Genomic DNA, 16,725 nt, shown 5'->3' with positions numbered 1-16,725 from the left:
ATCTAAGCATGAATCTGCTGTCAGGCCTTTTGGGCTTGGCAGTTTTTTTTCTGTATAACCGCAGCTACCTAAGAGCAAGGAGCTGCCTTGTGAATACGATAGAAGATGCCGAAGCCGGTAATTTTCCTATGCGGGTGATCAAGTGAAGGTTATAGAGGGCAGATTGCGGGGAGTCAGGGTTATTGAACCTATTGTTATTGAGGATGACCGGGGTTACTTTATGGAGAGCTATCAGTCCGAGCGCTATGCGGCCATAGGCTTGCCGGAAGCGTTCGTTCAGGATAATCACTCCTTGTCTGTGGACGCGGGGGTTATACGCGGACTGCATTACCAGCTTCATCCCAAGGCGCAGGGCAAGCTTGTCCGTGTGACAGCCGGAGCGGTCTTCGATGTTATGGTCGACATCCGCAGGGGCTCTCCGACCTTCGGGCAATGGGAGGGCTTTGAATTGTCCGCACGCAATAAGCGCCAGGTATTCGTTCCGGTCGGATTCGCTCATGGCTTCTGCACCTTGGAGAACAATACCGAGGTTCAGTATAAAGTGGATCAAGCCTATTCGAGGGAGCACGATAGAGGAATTAGATGGGACGACCCGGCCATCGGAATCATCTGGCCCGCGCGCGCCCCGATTCTCTCTCCCAAGGATTCCCTGCATCCGTTGCTGGAGCACGCAGAATACAACTTTGTTGATTAAGGGTGAGCAGCATGAAAGTATTGGTGACAGGCGGGGCAGGCTTTATCGGAAGTAACTTCGTACGTTATATGCTCAGCGAGCATCCGCAGTATGAGGTCGTGAATGTAGATGTCCTGACTTATGCGGGGAATCTGGATAACCTGAAGGATATCGAGGGTTCGTCTCGTTATCGCTTTGTACAAGCGGACATCTCCGATGCCGCAGCGATGGAGGAGACTGTCGGAGAAGGCTTCGATGCGATCGTGAATTTCGCTGCGGAATCGCATGTCGATCGCAGTATTGCCGACCCTGGGGTTTTCGTGCGAACCAACGTGAACGGAACGCAAGTCTTGCTGGAGCTGGCAAGAAAATATAGACTTCCGAAGTTCGTACAAGTGTCTACGGATGAAGTGTACGGAACGCTCGGGACGGAAGGGCTCTTTTGCGAAGATACGCCGCTCGCCCCCAATAGCCCTTATTCGGCTAGCAAAGCGGGCGCTGACCTGCTGGTTCGGGCCTACTCCGAAACGTATAATCTGCATGTTAATATTACTCGATGTTCAAATAATTATGGACCGTATCAGTTTCCGGAGAAGCTGATCCCCGTGATGATTACACAGGCCGAGCAAGACAGGGCGTTGCCGGTATACGGAGACGGGCGACATGTGCGCGACTGGCTGCATGTTGAAGATCACTGCAAGGCAATCGATCTAGTACTTCATCATGGCCGCAAAGGAGAGGTCTACAATATCGGAGGAAACAACGAACGTACAAATCTTCAAGTCGTAAGCACGATACTGAAGGAGCTGGGCAAGCCGGAATCGCTCATCCGTTATGTAGAGGATCGGCTTGGCCATGATCGAAGGTACGCGATCGATTCGACTAAAATCCGGCGCGAGCTCGGCTGGCATCCCCAATACGATTACGAATCGGGCATTCGGCAGACGATTCATTGGTATATGAAGCATCGGGAATGGCTGGACCGTATCGCAACAGGGGAGTATCGACGATGAGAGAACGCGATAAACCGATCATTGCGGTGACGGGAGCCGGAGGGCAGCTCGGGCAGGAGCTTATCCGGCTGACAACCGCACAGGTCGATATTGTGGGATTGGATCGCTCAGAGCTGGATATTACGGACGGAGAGCGATGCCTGGCGGCGCTCTCCTCCATTCGGCCGGATATCGTGATTCATGCTGCGGCGTACACGGCCGTGGATCAGGCGGAGTCCGAACCCGATGAGGCTTGGAGGGTAAATGTGGACGGTACGCGTCATGTCGCTGTAGCTGCGGAAGCCGTGGGAGCTAAGTTTTGCTATATCAGCACCGATTATGTATTCGATGGAGCGGGAACCAGTCCCTACAGAGAAGATCATCCGACCGCTCCCCAAACCATCTATGGGAAAACCAAGCTGGCAGGGGAACAAGCGGCTGCAAAAGCGGCCTCCCAATGCTTTATCGTTCGGACTTCATGGGTATACGGAAGATACGGAAACAATTTCGTTCGGACCATGCTGGAGCTTGGACGAAGCAGGCCGCAGATTTCCGTCGTTCACGATCAGGTGGGCGCGCCGACCTGCACCTATGATCTTGCCTCATTTCTACTCGACCTCACGGCCAGCCGTAAATTCGGCATCTATCACGCTTCGAACAGCGGAGCCTGCACCTGGTACGAATTCGCGCAAGCAATCTTCCGGGAGGCGGGAATCACAGATGTCGTCGTACTTCCGTGCACGACCGAACAATTCCCGCGCCCGGCTCCAAGGCCGGCCTATTCGGTATTGGGCGGAGACGCTCTCCTAGCGGCGGGGTTCGCGCCGCTTCGGCATTGGCGGAAAGCGTTACGCGATTTTCTGTCTCGCTCTGATGGAAAGGCATAAGCGGGGCTTCTACATTTTCCCCGGGAACCCATTAAGTCATACGCCTTGAACGTGGCGAGGCCGCACATACTACCTTCATCACATTCAAGGAGGTTTTTACGTCATGGCAAGAAGCAATAAATTGATCGTTCCCGAATGCGCGAACGCCATCCAACAGATGAAATACGAAATCGCATCCGAGCTGGGAGTTCCATTCGCCCAGCATGCGGAAGGACTCGACACAGAATTCGCGGGTGAACTGGGCAGCATAGGATCGGCGAGCTTCGGGCAAGCTTATCTTGGCAACTTGACATCCAGAGAAGCCGGTTCGGTCGGCGGAGGAATTACCAAAAGACTGGTTCAGCAAGCCCAGCAGACGATCGTGTAAGCGGGCTTCCGTACATTGACACTCCTCGACAGTTCCGGTATCATTATCAATTGAAGGTTTATTCTTAACAACCTTTTCCAAGTGGAAAAGGTTGATTTTTATATGTGGAGGTTGGAGACTTTGTCGATTAAAGGCCGGCATCTTTTCACATCCGAATCGGTCACGGAGGGCCATCCGGACAAAATATGCGATCAAATCTCGGACGCGGTATTGGATGCTTTTCTGGAAGCGGACCCGTATGCTCGCGTAGCTTGCGAAGTATCCGTCGCAACTGGACTTGTACTAGTCATCGGAGAAATCAGCAGCAAGGCCGATTACGTTGATATTTCTGCAATCGCTCGTCGTACGATTAAGGAAATCGGTTATACTCGCGCGAAATACGGCTTTGACTCCAGCACCTGCGCGGTGCTGACCTCCTTGAACGAGCAGTCCGCCGACATTGCGCAGGGCGTGAACGCAGCTCTCGAATCGCGCGACGGCAAAGACGTACAACAAGAGAACGAAGATATCGGTGCAGGAGATCAGGGCTTGATGTTCGGCTTTGCCACGAATGAAACTCCTGAGCTTATGCCTTTGCCGATCGCATTGGCGCATCGCTTGTCCCGCCGTTTGTCCGAGGTACGGAAGAACGGCAAGCTTAGCTATCTGCGTCCGGACGGCAAGACGCAAGTGACGGTAGAATATTCGGACGGAAAGCCGGTTCGCGTAGATGCGATCGTCGTTTCGACGCAGCATTCCGAGGAGGTTTCCTTGGAGCAAATCCAAAGCGATATTCGCGAGCATGTCATCTATCCCGAAGTGCCTTCGGAATGGTTGGATGCCGATACGAAGTTCTTCATCAACCCGACGGGCCGTTTCGTTATTGGCGGACCTCAAGGGGATGCCGGACTCACAGGGCGGAAAATTATCGTCGATACTTACGGCGGCTATGCTCGCCATGGCGGCGGCGCCTTCTCCGGCAAGGATCCGACGAAGGTCGACCGTTCGGCGGCTTATGCGGCCCGTTATGTGGCCAAAAACATCGTTGCAGCCGGATTGGCGGACAAATGCGAAATCCAGCTGGCCTATGCAATCGGCGTAGCGAGCCCGGTTTCCATTAACGTCGATACTTACGGCACGGGTAAAGTCGCGGAGGAAAAGCTGGTTGAGCTCATCAAGGGCAATTTCGATCTGCGTCCGGCAGGCATCATCAAGATGCTGGATCTGCGTCGTCCGATTTATCGCCAAACGGCAGCATACGGCCACTTCGGCCGTACGGACGTCGATCTCCCATGGGAGCGCCTTGATCGTGTCGAAGCCTTGAAGCAAGGGGCTTTGGCTTAATCCGAATGCCATAGGCTAAAGCGCAATGTGCCTCTATGAAGGAGGACATTGCGCTTTTTTTCTGCCGATAATCTAATTATGCGTATCCATTTCGCCGAAGTAATAGGTAGTATGTTCATTTTCGGGAGGTTATACTGTTGCAACGTATTCGCACTCTTTCACTCTTCTTAATTGTTGCACTTCTGCTGCAGGCGATTGCCATTCAGCCGGCCGAGGCCGCCCCGAGCGGTCCTGTCGTAGTCGCGATGACCCCAAGCCACAATGCGCAAGCGGCCGTCACCACGACCGTACTCAAGCTGACCTTCGACGAAGCCATCGTTCGGGGAACCGGCATGATCCAATTGTACAATGCTGCGGATGGAACGCTGGTGGAGCAATATGATGTTTCCTCAACCGCCTCCCCTGCCGTGCAGCTTGACGATTCCAATACATCGATCGTCATTACGCCGACGGGAGGCTTGACCTCGGGGGCCAGCTATTATGTGGTCGTTCCGCCGGATGCGGTGCGAAATTACGCAAATAATAGCCCATTCGCAGGAATTCCGGCCGGTAGCTGGAGCTTTAGAGCCGAACAGCTGGTTCCGGTTGCGCTGAACTTCGTTCCGGCTAACCAGTATTCGACTTTGGATCCTGTAGCGCCGGGCAATCTTTCTTTCGAATTTGTCAGGAAAGTCGTCAAAGGGTCAGGATACATCCAGATCAAACGGGCAACCGATCACGTTACGGTCAGCTCCACCGATATCCTCGCGACGGACGTTACCGTTGCTCAAGCGGGGACCAATTGGAGAGTCAGCTTTCCTCTTAAGGGACTGGATTATAATACTTCTTATTATGTCCTGATTGATCCGGGTGCCATTGTCGACCCGCTTAACGGAGCTTATTCCGGGATTCAAACGCCAAGCGGAGCCGGCAGCTGGACGTTCCAGACAAAACCTGCCTTGGATACGATCAAGCCTAAGATTACAACGTTCAGTCCGGCGAATGGCGGAACGCTGACGGATTTGAACGCAACCCAATTGTCTATGGTATTCGACAAGACCGTATTCGCCAATCAGAACAAAAGCCTGGTCATTCGGAATTCGGCCGGGGGCGCCTTGTTCTGCACGGTTGCGGCGCCAACAACGGTGGGGAGCTCCGGAAGCACGCAGGTGACGATTAATCTCAGCGGCGCATCGTGCCCTAAGTTTGTCAACAATACGGAGTATACCGTCACGATAGGACCGGATGTGTATCGGGACGCAAGCGGCAACTATCTGGATAGCGTGACCTGGAAGTTCCGCGCGCTGACGGATACGACGCCGCCGGCGGTCAGCTCATATTTTCCAACGGTATCCTCAACGTCGATCAGCACCTCTTTAACCGATTTGAGCCTGACGTTTAACGAGCCCTTGGGTACGTTGGCCTCTTCCGCGACAGCTCAGATTTTCCCGCAGAATGCGCCTTCCAGCAAGCGGGATTTGACAATGTCGATCGACCCGACGAACAATCAGCGGGTATTGCTGAAGCTTGTCGGAACGACGAAGCTGAATAATTCCACGTTATATTCCATAACGGTGCCTGCGAATGTCATTCGGGATACGTCGGGCAATTTGTTTGCGGGAATTACCAATCCGTATCAATGGACATTCCAGACGGGAACGAACAGTGTTCCTACTCTTAACAATGCGACGATCAACGGAACGAGCATTGTACTGACCTATAGTGAGAATCTGGATACGACCAAGGTGCCTTATACGAGCAATTTCTACGCCTCGGTCAATGATGTATCGCGGGCTCTGTCTGGCATAACGGTGTCCGGTAATGAGGTTCGGCTGACATTGCAAGGAACTGTGTTGGTCGGTCAAACGGTCAAGCTATCCTACTTTCCGGATTCGAGCACGGCCAGACGTCTCCAGAACGCGAGCGGCATCGAAGCCGCGCAATTCAGCAGCCGCGTGCTGACGAATTCGACGGACTCTACGCTGCCGAAGCCGGAAAACGGTTATTTTTACGGAAGTTCGTTAACGCTAACCTTTAATCGGGCATTAGCCGAAGTGGCTCCCGGTTTCCAAAGTCAAATTCAAAATCAATTTACGGTCAAGCAAAACGGAAGTATAATCGGCATCAATTCGGCTCTCTTGAACGGCAATGTCTTGAATCTGACGTTGAACACTACGTCTACGAGCCAACTGCCCGTGTCGATTTCTTACGCGCCAGGTTCTTACCCGCTTCGCGATCCGAGCGGCAGTATGGTGCCGGCGTTTACGGACTACTATGTTCGCAACAACTACGACAATCAACCGCCGCAGTTGAATTCCGCGGCTTTGAACGGCAGCAAGATCGTGATGACGTATAATGAAGGGCTTAACGCGACGAACGTTCCTCCGGTGAGCAGCTTCTCTATCGTGACTACAGGCGTAACGCCGCCGACGATCACGAAGGTTGCCGTAATCAACAATACGATCGAGCTGACGCTTTCCCAAAGCATTGCGGCCAACGTTCCGGTTCTGCTGTATTACTATCCGGCGTCTCCTGCGATCATGGATTTGTCGGGCAATCTTGCTCCGACAATCGTCGGGTATAACTTTACATCCGGCTCCAGCGATGTAGCGCAACTCGCTTCATCCAGCATCGCGAATAATCAGTTAACCCTGGTTTATTCTTCACCGTTAAATGCGAACACAGCGCCTTATGCTTCGCAGTATACAGTCAAATACGACGGTGCAACGATTCCCGTAACGGGAGTTTCCGTAGCGGGCACCCAAGTGGTCATCAATTTGTCCACATCTGTCAATGCAGGACAGACGGTAACGCTGAGCTATACGACTTCCGGCAATCCTCTGAGGGATACGCTGGATCGTCTCGTCGCCGCATTGAACAACATTACGGTCGGCGCGCAGACCGGGCCTGTCATTACGAACCTTCCGGATTATCTGGAATCGGATGGAGCGGGGGCCGTTCGTCTGATCGTCGGAAAGGCAGTGTCTACGGTTAATGCGGTTACGCCATCCGGGAAAGCGGCCAAGCGTTATATCGTAGATGCGAACAAGCTTGCCGCAGCGTATTCTCTGATCAAATCCAACAGCAGCATTCGGGTGCCGAGAATATCGGTGCGAGTTCCGTCCTCGGAGGCGGGAGCGTTGGTCAGTCTTCCGATCCAAACGCTGGTTTCCTCCTCGGCGAACGTATCGAATGCGGAATTTATGCTTGATTTTGGAGATACGCAGTTCACGTTGCCGCTTAAAGCGATCAATTATGCGAAGGAGATGCAGAAAGCCGGAGGAAATGCTTCAAGCGATGCCAGTCTGCTGCTGGGGATCGAGAAGGTTACCAACACCTCGTTCATTACTTCGCTTGCGAGTCAGGGCGCACAGAGAATCGTTGCGCCGGCCGATTTTACGGCATCTATTCTGTACGGCGGCAAGGAGTACCCGATAGACGGCTATGAGCTGTACGTGAAAAGAACCTTCGTTGTTCCGGCATCGTCGGGCTCCATGAACAACGTGTCCGTCGTTCATCTTGATCCGGCAACGGGCAAGATCAGCTATGTTCCAACAACAGTGACGAATAGCGGAACATCGATGTACGTGAATTTTATGCGCAAAAGCAATAGCTTATATGCGGTCGTTCGCAAAACGATGCAATTCAGCGATATGAGAGGGCATTGGGCGAATGACGACGTTTCCCTGCTGGCTTCCAAGTTTATCTTGGAAGGGGCGACAACAGTGAATTTCGCGCCGAAAACAAATATTACTAGAGCGGACTTCGCCCAGTACATCGTAAGAGGGTTGGGCCTGAATGGCGATAAGGCGGCTGCAGCCCGATTCAGCGACGTTTCCTCGACAAGCGCATCCTCGGCCTACATCGGGGCTGCAAGCGCGGCTGGGATCGTACAGGGAGGAAGCGACGGGAAATTCCGTCCCAACGCTCCGATCACTCGCGAAGAGATGGCGACGATGATGGTTAGGGCCATGAATGTGGCGGGCGTCCAGAAAAGCGCGGACAGCTCAAGTCTGAATACCTTCAGCGATCGCGGGAAGGTGAGCAGCTGGGCAAGGGACGGCGTATCGATCTCCGTGCAATCCGGGGTGATCAGCGGCGTGACGAATACGCTGCTGAAGCCGCAAGCCAACGCCTCTCGAGCCGAGGCTGCGGTCATGATCAAGCGGCTGCTGGATTACGTGGAATTTTTGGATCCTTAATGACTTGGACCGGAGGCTATACTCATGAATCACTCCCAACTGATCGAGCGGGGGCTTGCAAAAAAAGGCGCTTCGCTCCGCTACCCCTTCGACCCCGAACTTCCGGTATTGTTCGTGGGAAACAAGATGTTCGCCCTGTTGGGGCGGACAGGGGAGCATGAGAGCGTGAATCTGAAGGCGGACCCGGAGGAAGCGTGGCTCCTACGCCGACAATATGAAGGCTCGGTTCTGCCGGGGTATCATATGAATAAAAGACATTGGAACACCGTTGTTCTGGATGGCAAAGTTCCAGGGGAAGAAGTATTGGAGATGCTGGAGCAATCCTATCAGCTCACCTGGCGGAAGCTGACCAGGCTGGAGCGGGAGCAATTGGAATAGAAGATCAGGCAAGCTGGAAGAGGCGATGAGGGTTGTCGCCTCTTCTTCTTGGGATCAGGTCAACCAGAGGGTTCTGGCTGGCCTTTTTTGTGCGCGCTGAATCGCCTGTCGCTATTAAAATTTGGGGACATTTTCATAGGAGTGTAACTTTTCGCCTCTTGTTGAGTCTAATAGATTAGGAAAGATAGAAGCGGCCAAGCTTCTTCCAAATTCTAATAGACATACAGGAGATTTGACTTACATGCCATCGACAACACCGCAAACGCGACATAAGCGTTCCCGTTTGATTCTGCCGTTTCTCGCCGGGTTTCTCGTATTGAGCGGACCCGTCAGCAATGCGTTTCTGCCTGCCGCCCATGCCGCTTCCGCAGCAGTCACTTACAAGCTCGTAAAGCAATCCGAGATGATCGTGACCTCCGGCGTACGGCAATTGACGTATTCCTGGGTCGCTTCGGACTCGAAGACTTCCGAAGCGATTCATGTCTTGCAGATAGACTTGAAAGACCCTTATGTGGAGCTCAACGCCATGGGAGGCCCGAAAGGCAGCGTTACAGGCAAGCAATCCGTCGGCGCGATGACCAAGGAGACGGGGGCGGTTGCAGGCGTGAACGGGGACGTCTTCCGGACGGGCAGCAGTACGGAGGGAGTGCCGATGGGGGCACAGATTACGTCCGGTCAGTTGCTTGTCAGCACGGAGCAGCTAACAGGCATGTACGCTTTCGGCGTTACGAAGGACCGGCAGCCGGTGATCGACAACTTCGTGTTTACCGGTACGGTGACGGCTGCAGACGGAGTGACCTCGTTCCCGCTGACGGGCGTCAACAAGTCGGCTTACCGTACAGAGCCGGACAAGGCGTATAGCCACGTTAATGCGCTCTACATCTATACCAACGCATGGACTGCTTCGGAGCGTCCGATGAACAGTGCGGCCAAGCCGACGGAGGCGCTGGTCGTGGACGATGTCGTCACCGAAATTTCCAGTCAAAGCGCGATCGCAACGCCGATTCCGGCCAATGGCTATATTTTGCGCGGGCATGGGACGGCAGCAAGCTTCATTACGGGCAATCTGAATGTCGGGGATCGAATCGGCTCCAGCTATTCCTTGACGTCGGCAGACGGCAAAGCCTATAACCCGGCCGACTTCCAGATGATGGTCAGCGGCCATACGCTGCTGATGGATAAAGGGGCTCCGGCCGCCTTCACGAGAGACATAAACGGATTAAGCGGCAACGCGGATCGAGCGCGTACGGCAGTCGGGTTCTCGAAGGACGGCGCTACGGTATATCTGGTTACGGCGGAAGAGAATGGAGGCCGTAAAGGAGTAACGCTCAAGAAGCTGCAGCAGATTCTGGGAGAGCTCGGCGTGTGGAAGGCGGTTAATCTGGACGGCGGCGGCTCTACGACCATGGTCAGCCGTCCGCTGGGCGACTTTCAGACGCAGCTTGCGCATCCGACTTCCTATGGGACCACGCAGCGTCTCGTAACGAACGGCATCGGCGTGTATACAACGGCGCCTCAAGGCTCGTTGAAGGGGATTGTTGCCAGCGGAGCGCAAACGTTGTTCATCGGCCAGCAATCGACATATGCGCTCAAAGCCTACGATTCATACTACAATCCCGTCGACGCCGGCGGCCTGACGCCATCCTGGAGCATCGACAAGCAGCTGGGAGCGTTCGCGAACGGCGCGTTCCAAGCCTCCAAGCCGGGCACGGCCACGCTGAGCGTAAGATCGGGCAGCGCGAGCGACTCGTTGAAGGTCGAGATTATCGGGGAGGCCCAGATCGCCAAGCTCATCGCCGAGCCAAGCTCGACGATTCTGAAGCCGGGGGCGGTCATCAGCGTACCGATCAAAGCCGAGCTTACGGATGGACGGCAATTATCGGTGCCTGCGTCTTCGATTTCTTGGGAATTCCGCGGCTTCACGGCGACGTCCAAGGACGGCAAGATCACGGTGGGCAAAGTACAGGACAAGACTGTCGCAGGCTATGCGATCGCAAGATACGACGGATATGGAGCGGTGGTGACGCTGGCATCCGGCTCGGAGCAGCCGCTGGAAGACTTCGAGAAAGTGACGTACCCGGTCAGCTTCTCCGGTACGCCGGCCGCCACCGTCGGAACGGCCTCAATCTCAACTGGCGTGCCGGGACGAGAGACTTCCAAGGTACTCGTCATGGATTATGAATTCATGATGGGCTCCGGCAAGAGCTACGCCAATGCGGTGCTGAATGACGGCAAGGGGATTTCCGTAGGAGGCTCCCCAAGCGCGATGTCGATCGATGTGCTGGGCGACGGCGGCCGTCAATGGCTCAGAGCCGAATTCACGAATGGGGACGGCAAGCCTGCTTACGCGACGATTGCCGACCAGGTCGATTGGACCGGCTGGAAGAATATCCGCTTCGATCTTACCGCGGCAGGACTTAAGGGCTCCTCCAAGCTGACCAAGCTGTATCTGGTCAACAAGGAAGAGGATCAGGACGAGCGCGCGCTGCAAGGCCAAGTCGCCTTCGACAATCTTGTCCTTCAGTATCCTCCGGGCCAGATTGCCGTCTCGAATCCGACGATTGTCATGAATGTCGGGAAAACGCAGGGAACGGTCGACGGCAAGAGCGTGAAGCTGCCCGGTGCGCCGTTCGTGCAGAAGGGCACCAGTACGAATTATTTGCCGCTCCGCTTCGTGGCGGATACGCTCGGCGCGCAGGTGGTCTGGAACGGTCCGACGAAGAGAGTGACCGTGCTGCGCGGAGACAAGATGCTGGAGCTGTGGGTAGGCAAGGATTCGATGACCGTCAACGGAGCGCGTCAGGCTCTGTCCGCACCGCCGATTGTCATAAACGGCAGCGTGTACGTTCCCGTGCGGGTGATTTCCGAGCAACTGGGCCAAAAGGTAGATTGGGAGAGCAAAACCAAAACCATTACAATTCACTAATTTTAGACCGCAGGGCCTAATCCTCTCTGTTATGATCGGGAAATATGGTATGATGTAAACGTAACTGGCGATGTGAGCTCGGTCTCTGACCGAGAGAAAGAATTCATTTTAGACGGGCGTGTCGGATTAGGAGAGCAGGTTCTATGGATTATCATGTTGACCAGATTGACCGTGTAATCCAGAATGCTATTACCGTAATGGAAGATAGCAAAGTACAGGTATTCGAAATCTGCGAGGCGGCCCGTCGCGAGCTTCATTCCCTTACGCAAGAGCTGGAAACCGTACTTCAGGAAACTTCGGAAACGATAGATAAGGTAGACCGCATCGAGCGGGATTACCGCCTTGCGAGAATACGGCTGACGGAGGTCAGCCGTGATTTCGTACGCTACTCCGAGCAAGATATCAAATCGGCTTACGAGAAAGCTACGCAGCTTCAGCTCGATCTCATGGTATACCGCGAGAAGGAGAGCTATTTGAAGAGCCGACGGGACGAGCTTCAACTACGAGCCAAAAACGTCGAAGTGTCCATCGAACGGGCGGATACGATCAATCTGCAGATGAGCGTTGTACTCGATTACTTATCCGGCGATCTGACCCAGGTGACCCGAATTCTCGAATCCGCCAAAAACCGTCAGTTGATCGGGCTCAAGATTATTTTGGCCCAGGAGGATGAACGCAAGCGCATTGCTCGCGAAATCCATGACGGGCCGGCCCAGTCGCTGGCGAATCTTGTGCTCAGGACGGAGATCGCCGAGCGGCTGCTGGACACGAAGGATCTGGAAATTGTCCGGAGCGAGCTGATCGACCTGAAAGCGCAAATTCGCATGGGACTGGAGGAAATTCGCAAGATCATATTTAATCTGCGGCCGATGGCCTTGGATGACTTGGGACTGGTGCCCACGCTGCGCAAATTCGTGCAGGATTTCGAAGAGAAGACGAGAATTCGTTCGGTGTTCGAAACGTCCGGCAAGGAGAAGCGGCTGGCGAACGCGATGGAGGCCGCCATGTTCAGGCTGGCTCAGGAAGGCTTCAACAACGTGCTGAAGCATGCCAAGTCGACGTTCGTTTCGTTGGAGTTGATTTTCCTGGACGAAACCGTCCAGATGTACATAGAGGACAACGGGGTCGGGTTTCATCCCGATGTCGTAGAATCCCGGGCCAAAGCCCACTCCCATTTCGGCTTGATCGGGATGAAGGAGCGGATCGAACTCCTGCAGGGCAAGATGGAGATCGAATCCGTGATCGGGCACGGTACGAAAATCAAGATTCAAGTCCCCATAAAAGCGGAGCCAAGAAAGGAGTTAATCGCGCATGGAGAATAAGACAACTGCTGCACGTACGATCAAGGTGCTTCTTGCCGATGATCATCAGCTCTTCCGCGAAGGACTGAAGCGGATACTGAATATGGAGAGCGATCTCGAGGTCATCGGCGAATGCGGCGACGGCATCCAGGTGCTGGAATTCTGCAATCATGAGAAACCGGACGTGGTGCTGCTCGACATTAACATGCCCACGGAAAACGGAGTGGTCGCGACGGAGAGATTGCGGGATATTTTCCCGGAGATCAAGGTGATCATCCTCTCCATTCATGACGACGAGAGCTATGTATTCGAAACCCTTCGCAAGGGCGCGACAGGGTATCTGCTTAAAGACATGGAAGCCGAATCGCTTGTTAACGCCATCCGCACGGTTGCGGAAGGACATGCTTACATTCATCCGAAAGTGACGGGCAAGCTGATCAACCAGCTTCGCCGCATGACTTACCTGGATGAGATCGGAGCGACTTCCGGCGCTGCGGCCAGCCGGGAGACGATTACGAAGTTCATCCCTCGGGGGAACAATCCGCTGACTCGCCGGGAAGCCGAAGTGCTTCGACTGATGGCCGAGGGCAAAAGCAACAAGACGATCGGGGAGAACCTGTTCATCAGCGAGAAAACCGTCAAAAACCATGTCAGCAGCATTCTGCAGAAAATGGAGGTCGATGACCGCACCCAAGCAGTCATCAACTCTATCAAATATGGTTGGGTTACCTTGTGACTTGACGCTACATACGAGATGAAGCCTTTTCGCGATTGCCGGGGTCTGCCGACCTGCGGGCAGTCGCGAATTTTGCATTGCGGCCGTGCTGCGAGAAGGTGGCTAAGGAACTCCGAAACCTCGGTCGGCATATAGTGTGGAACGAGAAGACGGTCGGCTGCAGGAGCGTTCGTTATCGCCTGCGGTCCCGTCGCTCACCTTCAAAACAAAGGAGGTGGCCGGCGTGATGTTCGAGCTATTGTGGATTTCCGCCTTTTACGCAGCGCCAGCGGCATTCGCGCATTGGCTGATCCGGCGGGGCGCTGGGATTGAGCGCCGTCAATATGTGCTGGTCGCAGGCAATCACCAGATGCAGATTGAATGGTATATTCGGGCTTTGCAGCAATTTTCAAGAAGAACGGGAACGGAAATCGGCATTACCGTTGTGCTGGAGCGTTCCACGGACGATACGCGGAGAATTATGGAGTGCTTTGCACGCGGGAATGAAAGGATCGAGTGGGTAAGGCGGGAAGTCGCCAGCGGCGCGTCAATCGCACGCGAGTCTGCTGTTGGAGAAGCCGACGGGGGTGACCCCCGCGTCGTATGGGTGGAGCTGTCCAATCAGGAGGATGTTCGCAAGCTGCCGTTGTAAAAAAAGCGACAAGGAGGTTAGCCGGGACATTGTTTTTGTCGGAGGATTGTCATACAATAAAACCAAACGGGAAACAGACGAATTCCGGGTGAAGCACACCATGGATCGCCGTATTGGCGATGGGGTGTGTTTTTTTGTGCGCGATAGTCAGCGTATAAGCCTTGTCGTCAGGAAGGATTGGAGAGGTCCAATTAACAGGTGAGGGGCGGCGCGAGAGTGAAGGTGGTCTTGTATGCGGTGCGAGCGGGTGCTATTCGCAGGGCGTTATTCTCATTGGCTTGGGAGGTGGATTCGGCATATTGGGCAGACAAGGCGGACTCGCTTGTTCGCTTCAGGGAATGCGTGCCGCTGGGGATGGCGGAGACGCTGTGCAGCTCTATGAACTCTGTGTGGTTCGAGAGCGGCGACAATCCTCGAAACGGCGATGAGGGGTGGGCAAAGCCTTTTGAGGAATTGGTCGCCCAAGTGGCGGCGGATGCGAAGCTGGAGCAGGCAGCGTACGTTCCGGCTTCTGGCGGACGAGCGATTGCGATCGCACCGGACTTGGAGGCAGCGGCCCGCTGCGCAGCGCAGCAGCTGGCCGGCCGCTCCTTGCTGCAGGACGAGGTCCTGCAGCTGCTGGACACCTTGCCGCTTCCCGGCCAAGGTGTCGCTCCTCTCGCTGCTGTGCAGCTAGCGTCGCTGCTGGGGGCCGTGCAGCTTACCGCTGCCGTAGCCCCCAAGCCCGCCGCTCCGCTGCTGCGCGGGCTCCGCTTGTGGGCCGAGCGGCTTCGCCCCGCTCGGCTGCTGCGGGGGCGCGCGTCGCGCCGCCCCCAGGAGCTTCGCTGCCGTCGCTGCGGCAGCGGCCAGGACAAGCAGCGGCGCACGCTCTGCGCCGCATGCGGGCAAGCCTGCGCCTACTGCGAGGCTTGCCTTGGCATGGGGCGCAGCCGCGAATGCGGGCTGCTCGTGATCGGCGTTCCCGCTGTTGGCGAAGGGAGAGGCTCAGCCTCCCTCACGGAGCCCTTGCATGCCTTAACGCTTGCGCCGGCCGCCGTTCGTCCCGGCCGGTCAGACGTGCGCTCCGCCGGCCTCGCTCATACCCTCGAACGTCCGACCAGGCCGACCGCGCCTCTGGCTTACGCCGCCAGCGAAACGACCGGAGCCGGCAGGCCGGCTTCCGCTCTGCCCCCGTCTCCGGAGGAGCTGATCGCGCGATGGGGACTGAGTCCGGCCCAGGGCGACGCTGCGGCGCAAGCGCTCGCCTTTCTTGAGAGCTCGGCAGTGCCGGACAAGCCGATCCACCGCTCCTTTTTGCTCTGGGCGGTGACGGGGGCGGGCAAGACGGAGATGATCTTTCCGCTGCTGGAGGCTGTGCTTGCCAAGGGCGGGCGAGCGCTGGTCGCAACTCCGCGACGCGATGTCGTGCTGGAGTTAGCGCCCCGTCTGGCTAAAGCTTTCCCGAATGACAGTCGCGCCGTGCTATACGGAGGGAGTCCCGAGCGCTGGGCAATCGGGGCTCTCACCCTGGCAACCACGCATCAGCTTCTTCGTTTTCAGGAGGCGTTCGATCTCGTTCTGATCGATGAGCTGGATGCGTTTCCGTACCATAACGATCCGATGCTGCACTTCGCGGCGGACAAATGCCGCAAAGCCGGCGGAAAAACCGTGCTGCTTAGCGCCACTCCGCCTCAGGAGCTGCAGCGGGAGGCTGCACGAAGCAGGCTTGCCTATGCCCGGGTGCCGGTTCGTTATCATCGGCGTCCGCTGCCTGTTCCTCACAGGCTGAAGCTCCCTGCGGTGTACCAGCTGCTGCGCCGGCGCTCGCTGCCAGCCGGCCTGCTGACGGTCCTGAGCCGGTCGGTTGCGCGCGGCGCTCAAGTGTTTCTGTTCGTGCCGTACGTGAAGCAGGTCGAACCGCTGGTCGGACTGCTTCGCAGCTGCGCGGGGCAGCTCGCCCTTGCGCCGGAGGCCATCTCCGGGACATCGTCCAAGGACGGCGACAGAGGAGGCAAGGTTGTCTCCTTTCGCAGCCGTTCCATAAGGCTTCTTGTGACGACGACGATATTGGAGCGGGGGGTTACGATTCCCAAGAGCGATGTGTTTATCCTCGACGCCGACAATCCCATGTTCGATGCCGCATCGCTTGTCCAGATGGCGGGGCGCGCGGGACGTTCCGGCGACGACCCGTTCGGCTATGCGGGCTTCGGCGCTCCGACATGGACGGCCGCGCAGAAGGGCTCGATACGGCAAATTCGGGCGATGAATGCCTTGGCCAGGCGCAAAGGCTATTTCAACTCTTCCTAGAACCCGACGGGAAAATTTGTAACCTTTCCATGATTCGCAACGTT

At 55.8% G+C, this 16,725-nt stretch carries 12 protein-coding genes; all 12 read left to right on the top strand.

Annotated features, from left to right (window positions below):
• Window positions 1–142 precede the first annotated feature (142 nt).
• The 12 genes from rfbC to ACFO1S_RS08255 all read left to right on the top strand — a co-directional run bounded on the left by rfbC (window position 143) and on the right by ACFO1S_RS08255 (window position 16,681).
• Window positions 143–694 carry a dTDP-4-dehydrorhamnose 3,5-epimerase gene (rfbC, locus tag ACFO1S_RS08310; protein WP_204602821.1) on the top strand — a complete coding sequence of 184 codons (552 nt, stop codon included), beginning with the start codon at window positions 143–145 and terminating at the stop codon, window positions 692–694.
• 11 nt (window positions 695–705) lie between these two features.
• The gene (gene rfbB / locus ACFO1S_RS08305) at window positions 706–1,686 is read left to right on the top strand and encodes a dTDP-glucose 4,6-dehydratase (RefSeq protein ID WP_204602822.1); all 981 of its coding nucleotides are present in this window, start codon (window positions 706–708) and stop codon (window positions 1,684–1,686) included.
• Window positions 1,683–2,552 carry a dTDP-4-dehydrorhamnose reductase gene (gene rfbD / locus ACFO1S_RS08300; RefSeq protein WP_204602823.1) on the top strand — a complete coding sequence of 290 codons (870 nt, stop codon included), beginning with the start codon at window positions 1,683–1,685 and terminating at the stop codon, window positions 2,550–2,552. The genes rfbB and rfbD overlap by 4 nt, the downstream gene beginning before the upstream one ends.
• A 103-nt stretch (window positions 2,553–2,655) precedes the next feature.
• Window positions 2,656–2,919, top strand: coding sequence for a small, acid-soluble spore protein, alpha/beta type (locus tag ACFO1S_RS08295; RefSeq protein WP_204602824.1), 264 nt, complete (start codon window positions 2,656–2,658; stop codon window positions 2,917–2,919).
• A gap of 120 nt (window positions 2,920–3,039) precedes the next feature.
• Window positions 3,040–4,242, top strand: coding sequence for a methionine adenosyltransferase (gene metK, locus ACFO1S_RS08290; protein ID WP_378126587.1), 1,203 nt, complete (start codon window positions 3,040–3,042; stop codon window positions 4,240–4,242).
• 137 nt (window positions 4,243–4,379) lie between these two features.
• The gene (locus ACFO1S_RS08285; RefSeq protein ID WP_204602826.1) at window positions 4,380–8,423 is read left to right on the top strand and encodes an Ig-like domain-containing protein; all 4,044 of its coding nucleotides are present in this window, start codon (window positions 4,380–4,382) and stop codon (window positions 8,421–8,423) included.
• A gap of 24 nt (window positions 8,424–8,447) precedes the next feature.
• Complete coding sequence (locus ACFO1S_RS08280) at window positions 8,448–8,801, top strand: MmcQ/YjbR family DNA-binding protein (RefSeq protein WP_204602827.1); 354 nt, start codon at window positions 8,448–8,450, stop codon at window positions 8,799–8,801.
• Window positions 8,802–9,042: 241 nt separating this feature from the next.
• The gene (locus ACFO1S_RS08275; RefSeq protein WP_204602828.1) at window positions 9,043–11,727 is read left to right on the top strand and encodes a stalk domain-containing protein; all 2,685 of its coding nucleotides are present in this window, start codon (window positions 9,043–9,045) and stop codon (window positions 11,725–11,727) included.
• A gap of 143 nt (window positions 11,728–11,870) precedes the next feature.
• Entirely contained in the window at window positions 11,871–13,049 is a 1,179-nt protein-coding gene (locus tag ACFO1S_RS08270; RefSeq protein ID WP_204602829.1) for a sensor histidine kinase, read from the top strand.
• Window positions 13,039–13,764, top strand: coding sequence for a response regulator (locus ACFO1S_RS08265; protein ID WP_204602830.1), 726 nt, complete (start codon window positions 13,039–13,041; stop codon window positions 13,762–13,764). Before ACFO1S_RS08270 ends, ACFO1S_RS08265 begins: the two co-directional genes overlap by 11 nt.
• 226 nt (window positions 13,765–13,990) lie before the next feature.
• Window positions 13,991–14,395: a glycosyltransferase gene (locus ACFO1S_RS08260; protein ID WP_378126585.1), complete on the top strand. Its 405-nt coding sequence runs from the start codon at window positions 13,991–13,993 to the stop codon at window positions 14,393–14,395.
• 216 nt (window positions 14,396–14,611) lie between these two features.
• Window positions 14,612–16,681: a helicase-related protein gene (locus ACFO1S_RS08255; RefSeq protein WP_378126583.1), complete on the top strand. Its 2,070-nt coding sequence runs from the start codon at window positions 14,612–14,614 to the stop codon at window positions 16,679–16,681.
• Window positions 16,682–16,725 lie beyond the last annotated feature (44 nt).

Source organism: Cohnella boryungensis (assembly GCF_042651945.1).
In the GTDB taxonomy this organism is placed as follows: domain Bacteria; phylum Bacillota; class Bacilli; order Paenibacillales; family Paenibacillaceae; genus Cohnella; species Cohnella boryungensis.
The sequence above is the reverse complement of the archived record's forward strand: the minus strand, read 5'-3'. Positions and strand labels throughout refer to the sequence as shown.

What these genes read in the sequence shown, in the direction of transcription:
- rfbD (WP_204602823.1), top strand. Translation starts at nt 1,683, where the DNA reads ATGAGAGAACGCGATAAACCGATCATTGCGGTGACGGGAGCCGGAGGG.
- ACFO1S_RS08275 (WP_204602828.1), top strand. Translation starts at nt 9,043, where the DNA reads ATGCCATCGACAACACCGCAAACGCGACATAAGCGTTCCCGTTTGATT.
- ACFO1S_RS08280 (WP_204602827.1), top strand. Translation starts at nt 8,448, where the DNA reads ATGAATCACTCCCAACTGATCGAGCGGGGGCTTGCAAAAAAAGGCGCT.
- ACFO1S_RS08260 (WP_378126585.1), top strand. Translation starts at nt 13,991, where the DNA reads ATGTTCGAGCTATTGTGGATTTCCGCCTTTTACGCAGCGCCAGCGGCA.
- ACFO1S_RS08295 (WP_204602824.1), top strand. Translation starts at nt 2,656, where the DNA reads ATGGCAAGAAGCAATAAATTGATCGTTCCCGAATGCGCGAACGCCATC.
- ACFO1S_RS08265 (WP_204602830.1), top strand. Translation starts at nt 13,039, where the DNA reads ATGGAGAATAAGACAACTGCTGCACGTACGATCAAGGTGCTTCTTGCC.
- ACFO1S_RS08270 (WP_204602829.1), top strand. Translation starts at nt 11,871, where the DNA reads ATGGATTATCATGTTGACCAGATTGACCGTGTAATCCAGAATGCTATT.
- rfbB (WP_204602822.1), top strand. Translation starts at nt 706, where the DNA reads ATGAAAGTATTGGTGACAGGCGGGGCAGGCTTTATCGGAAGTAACTTC.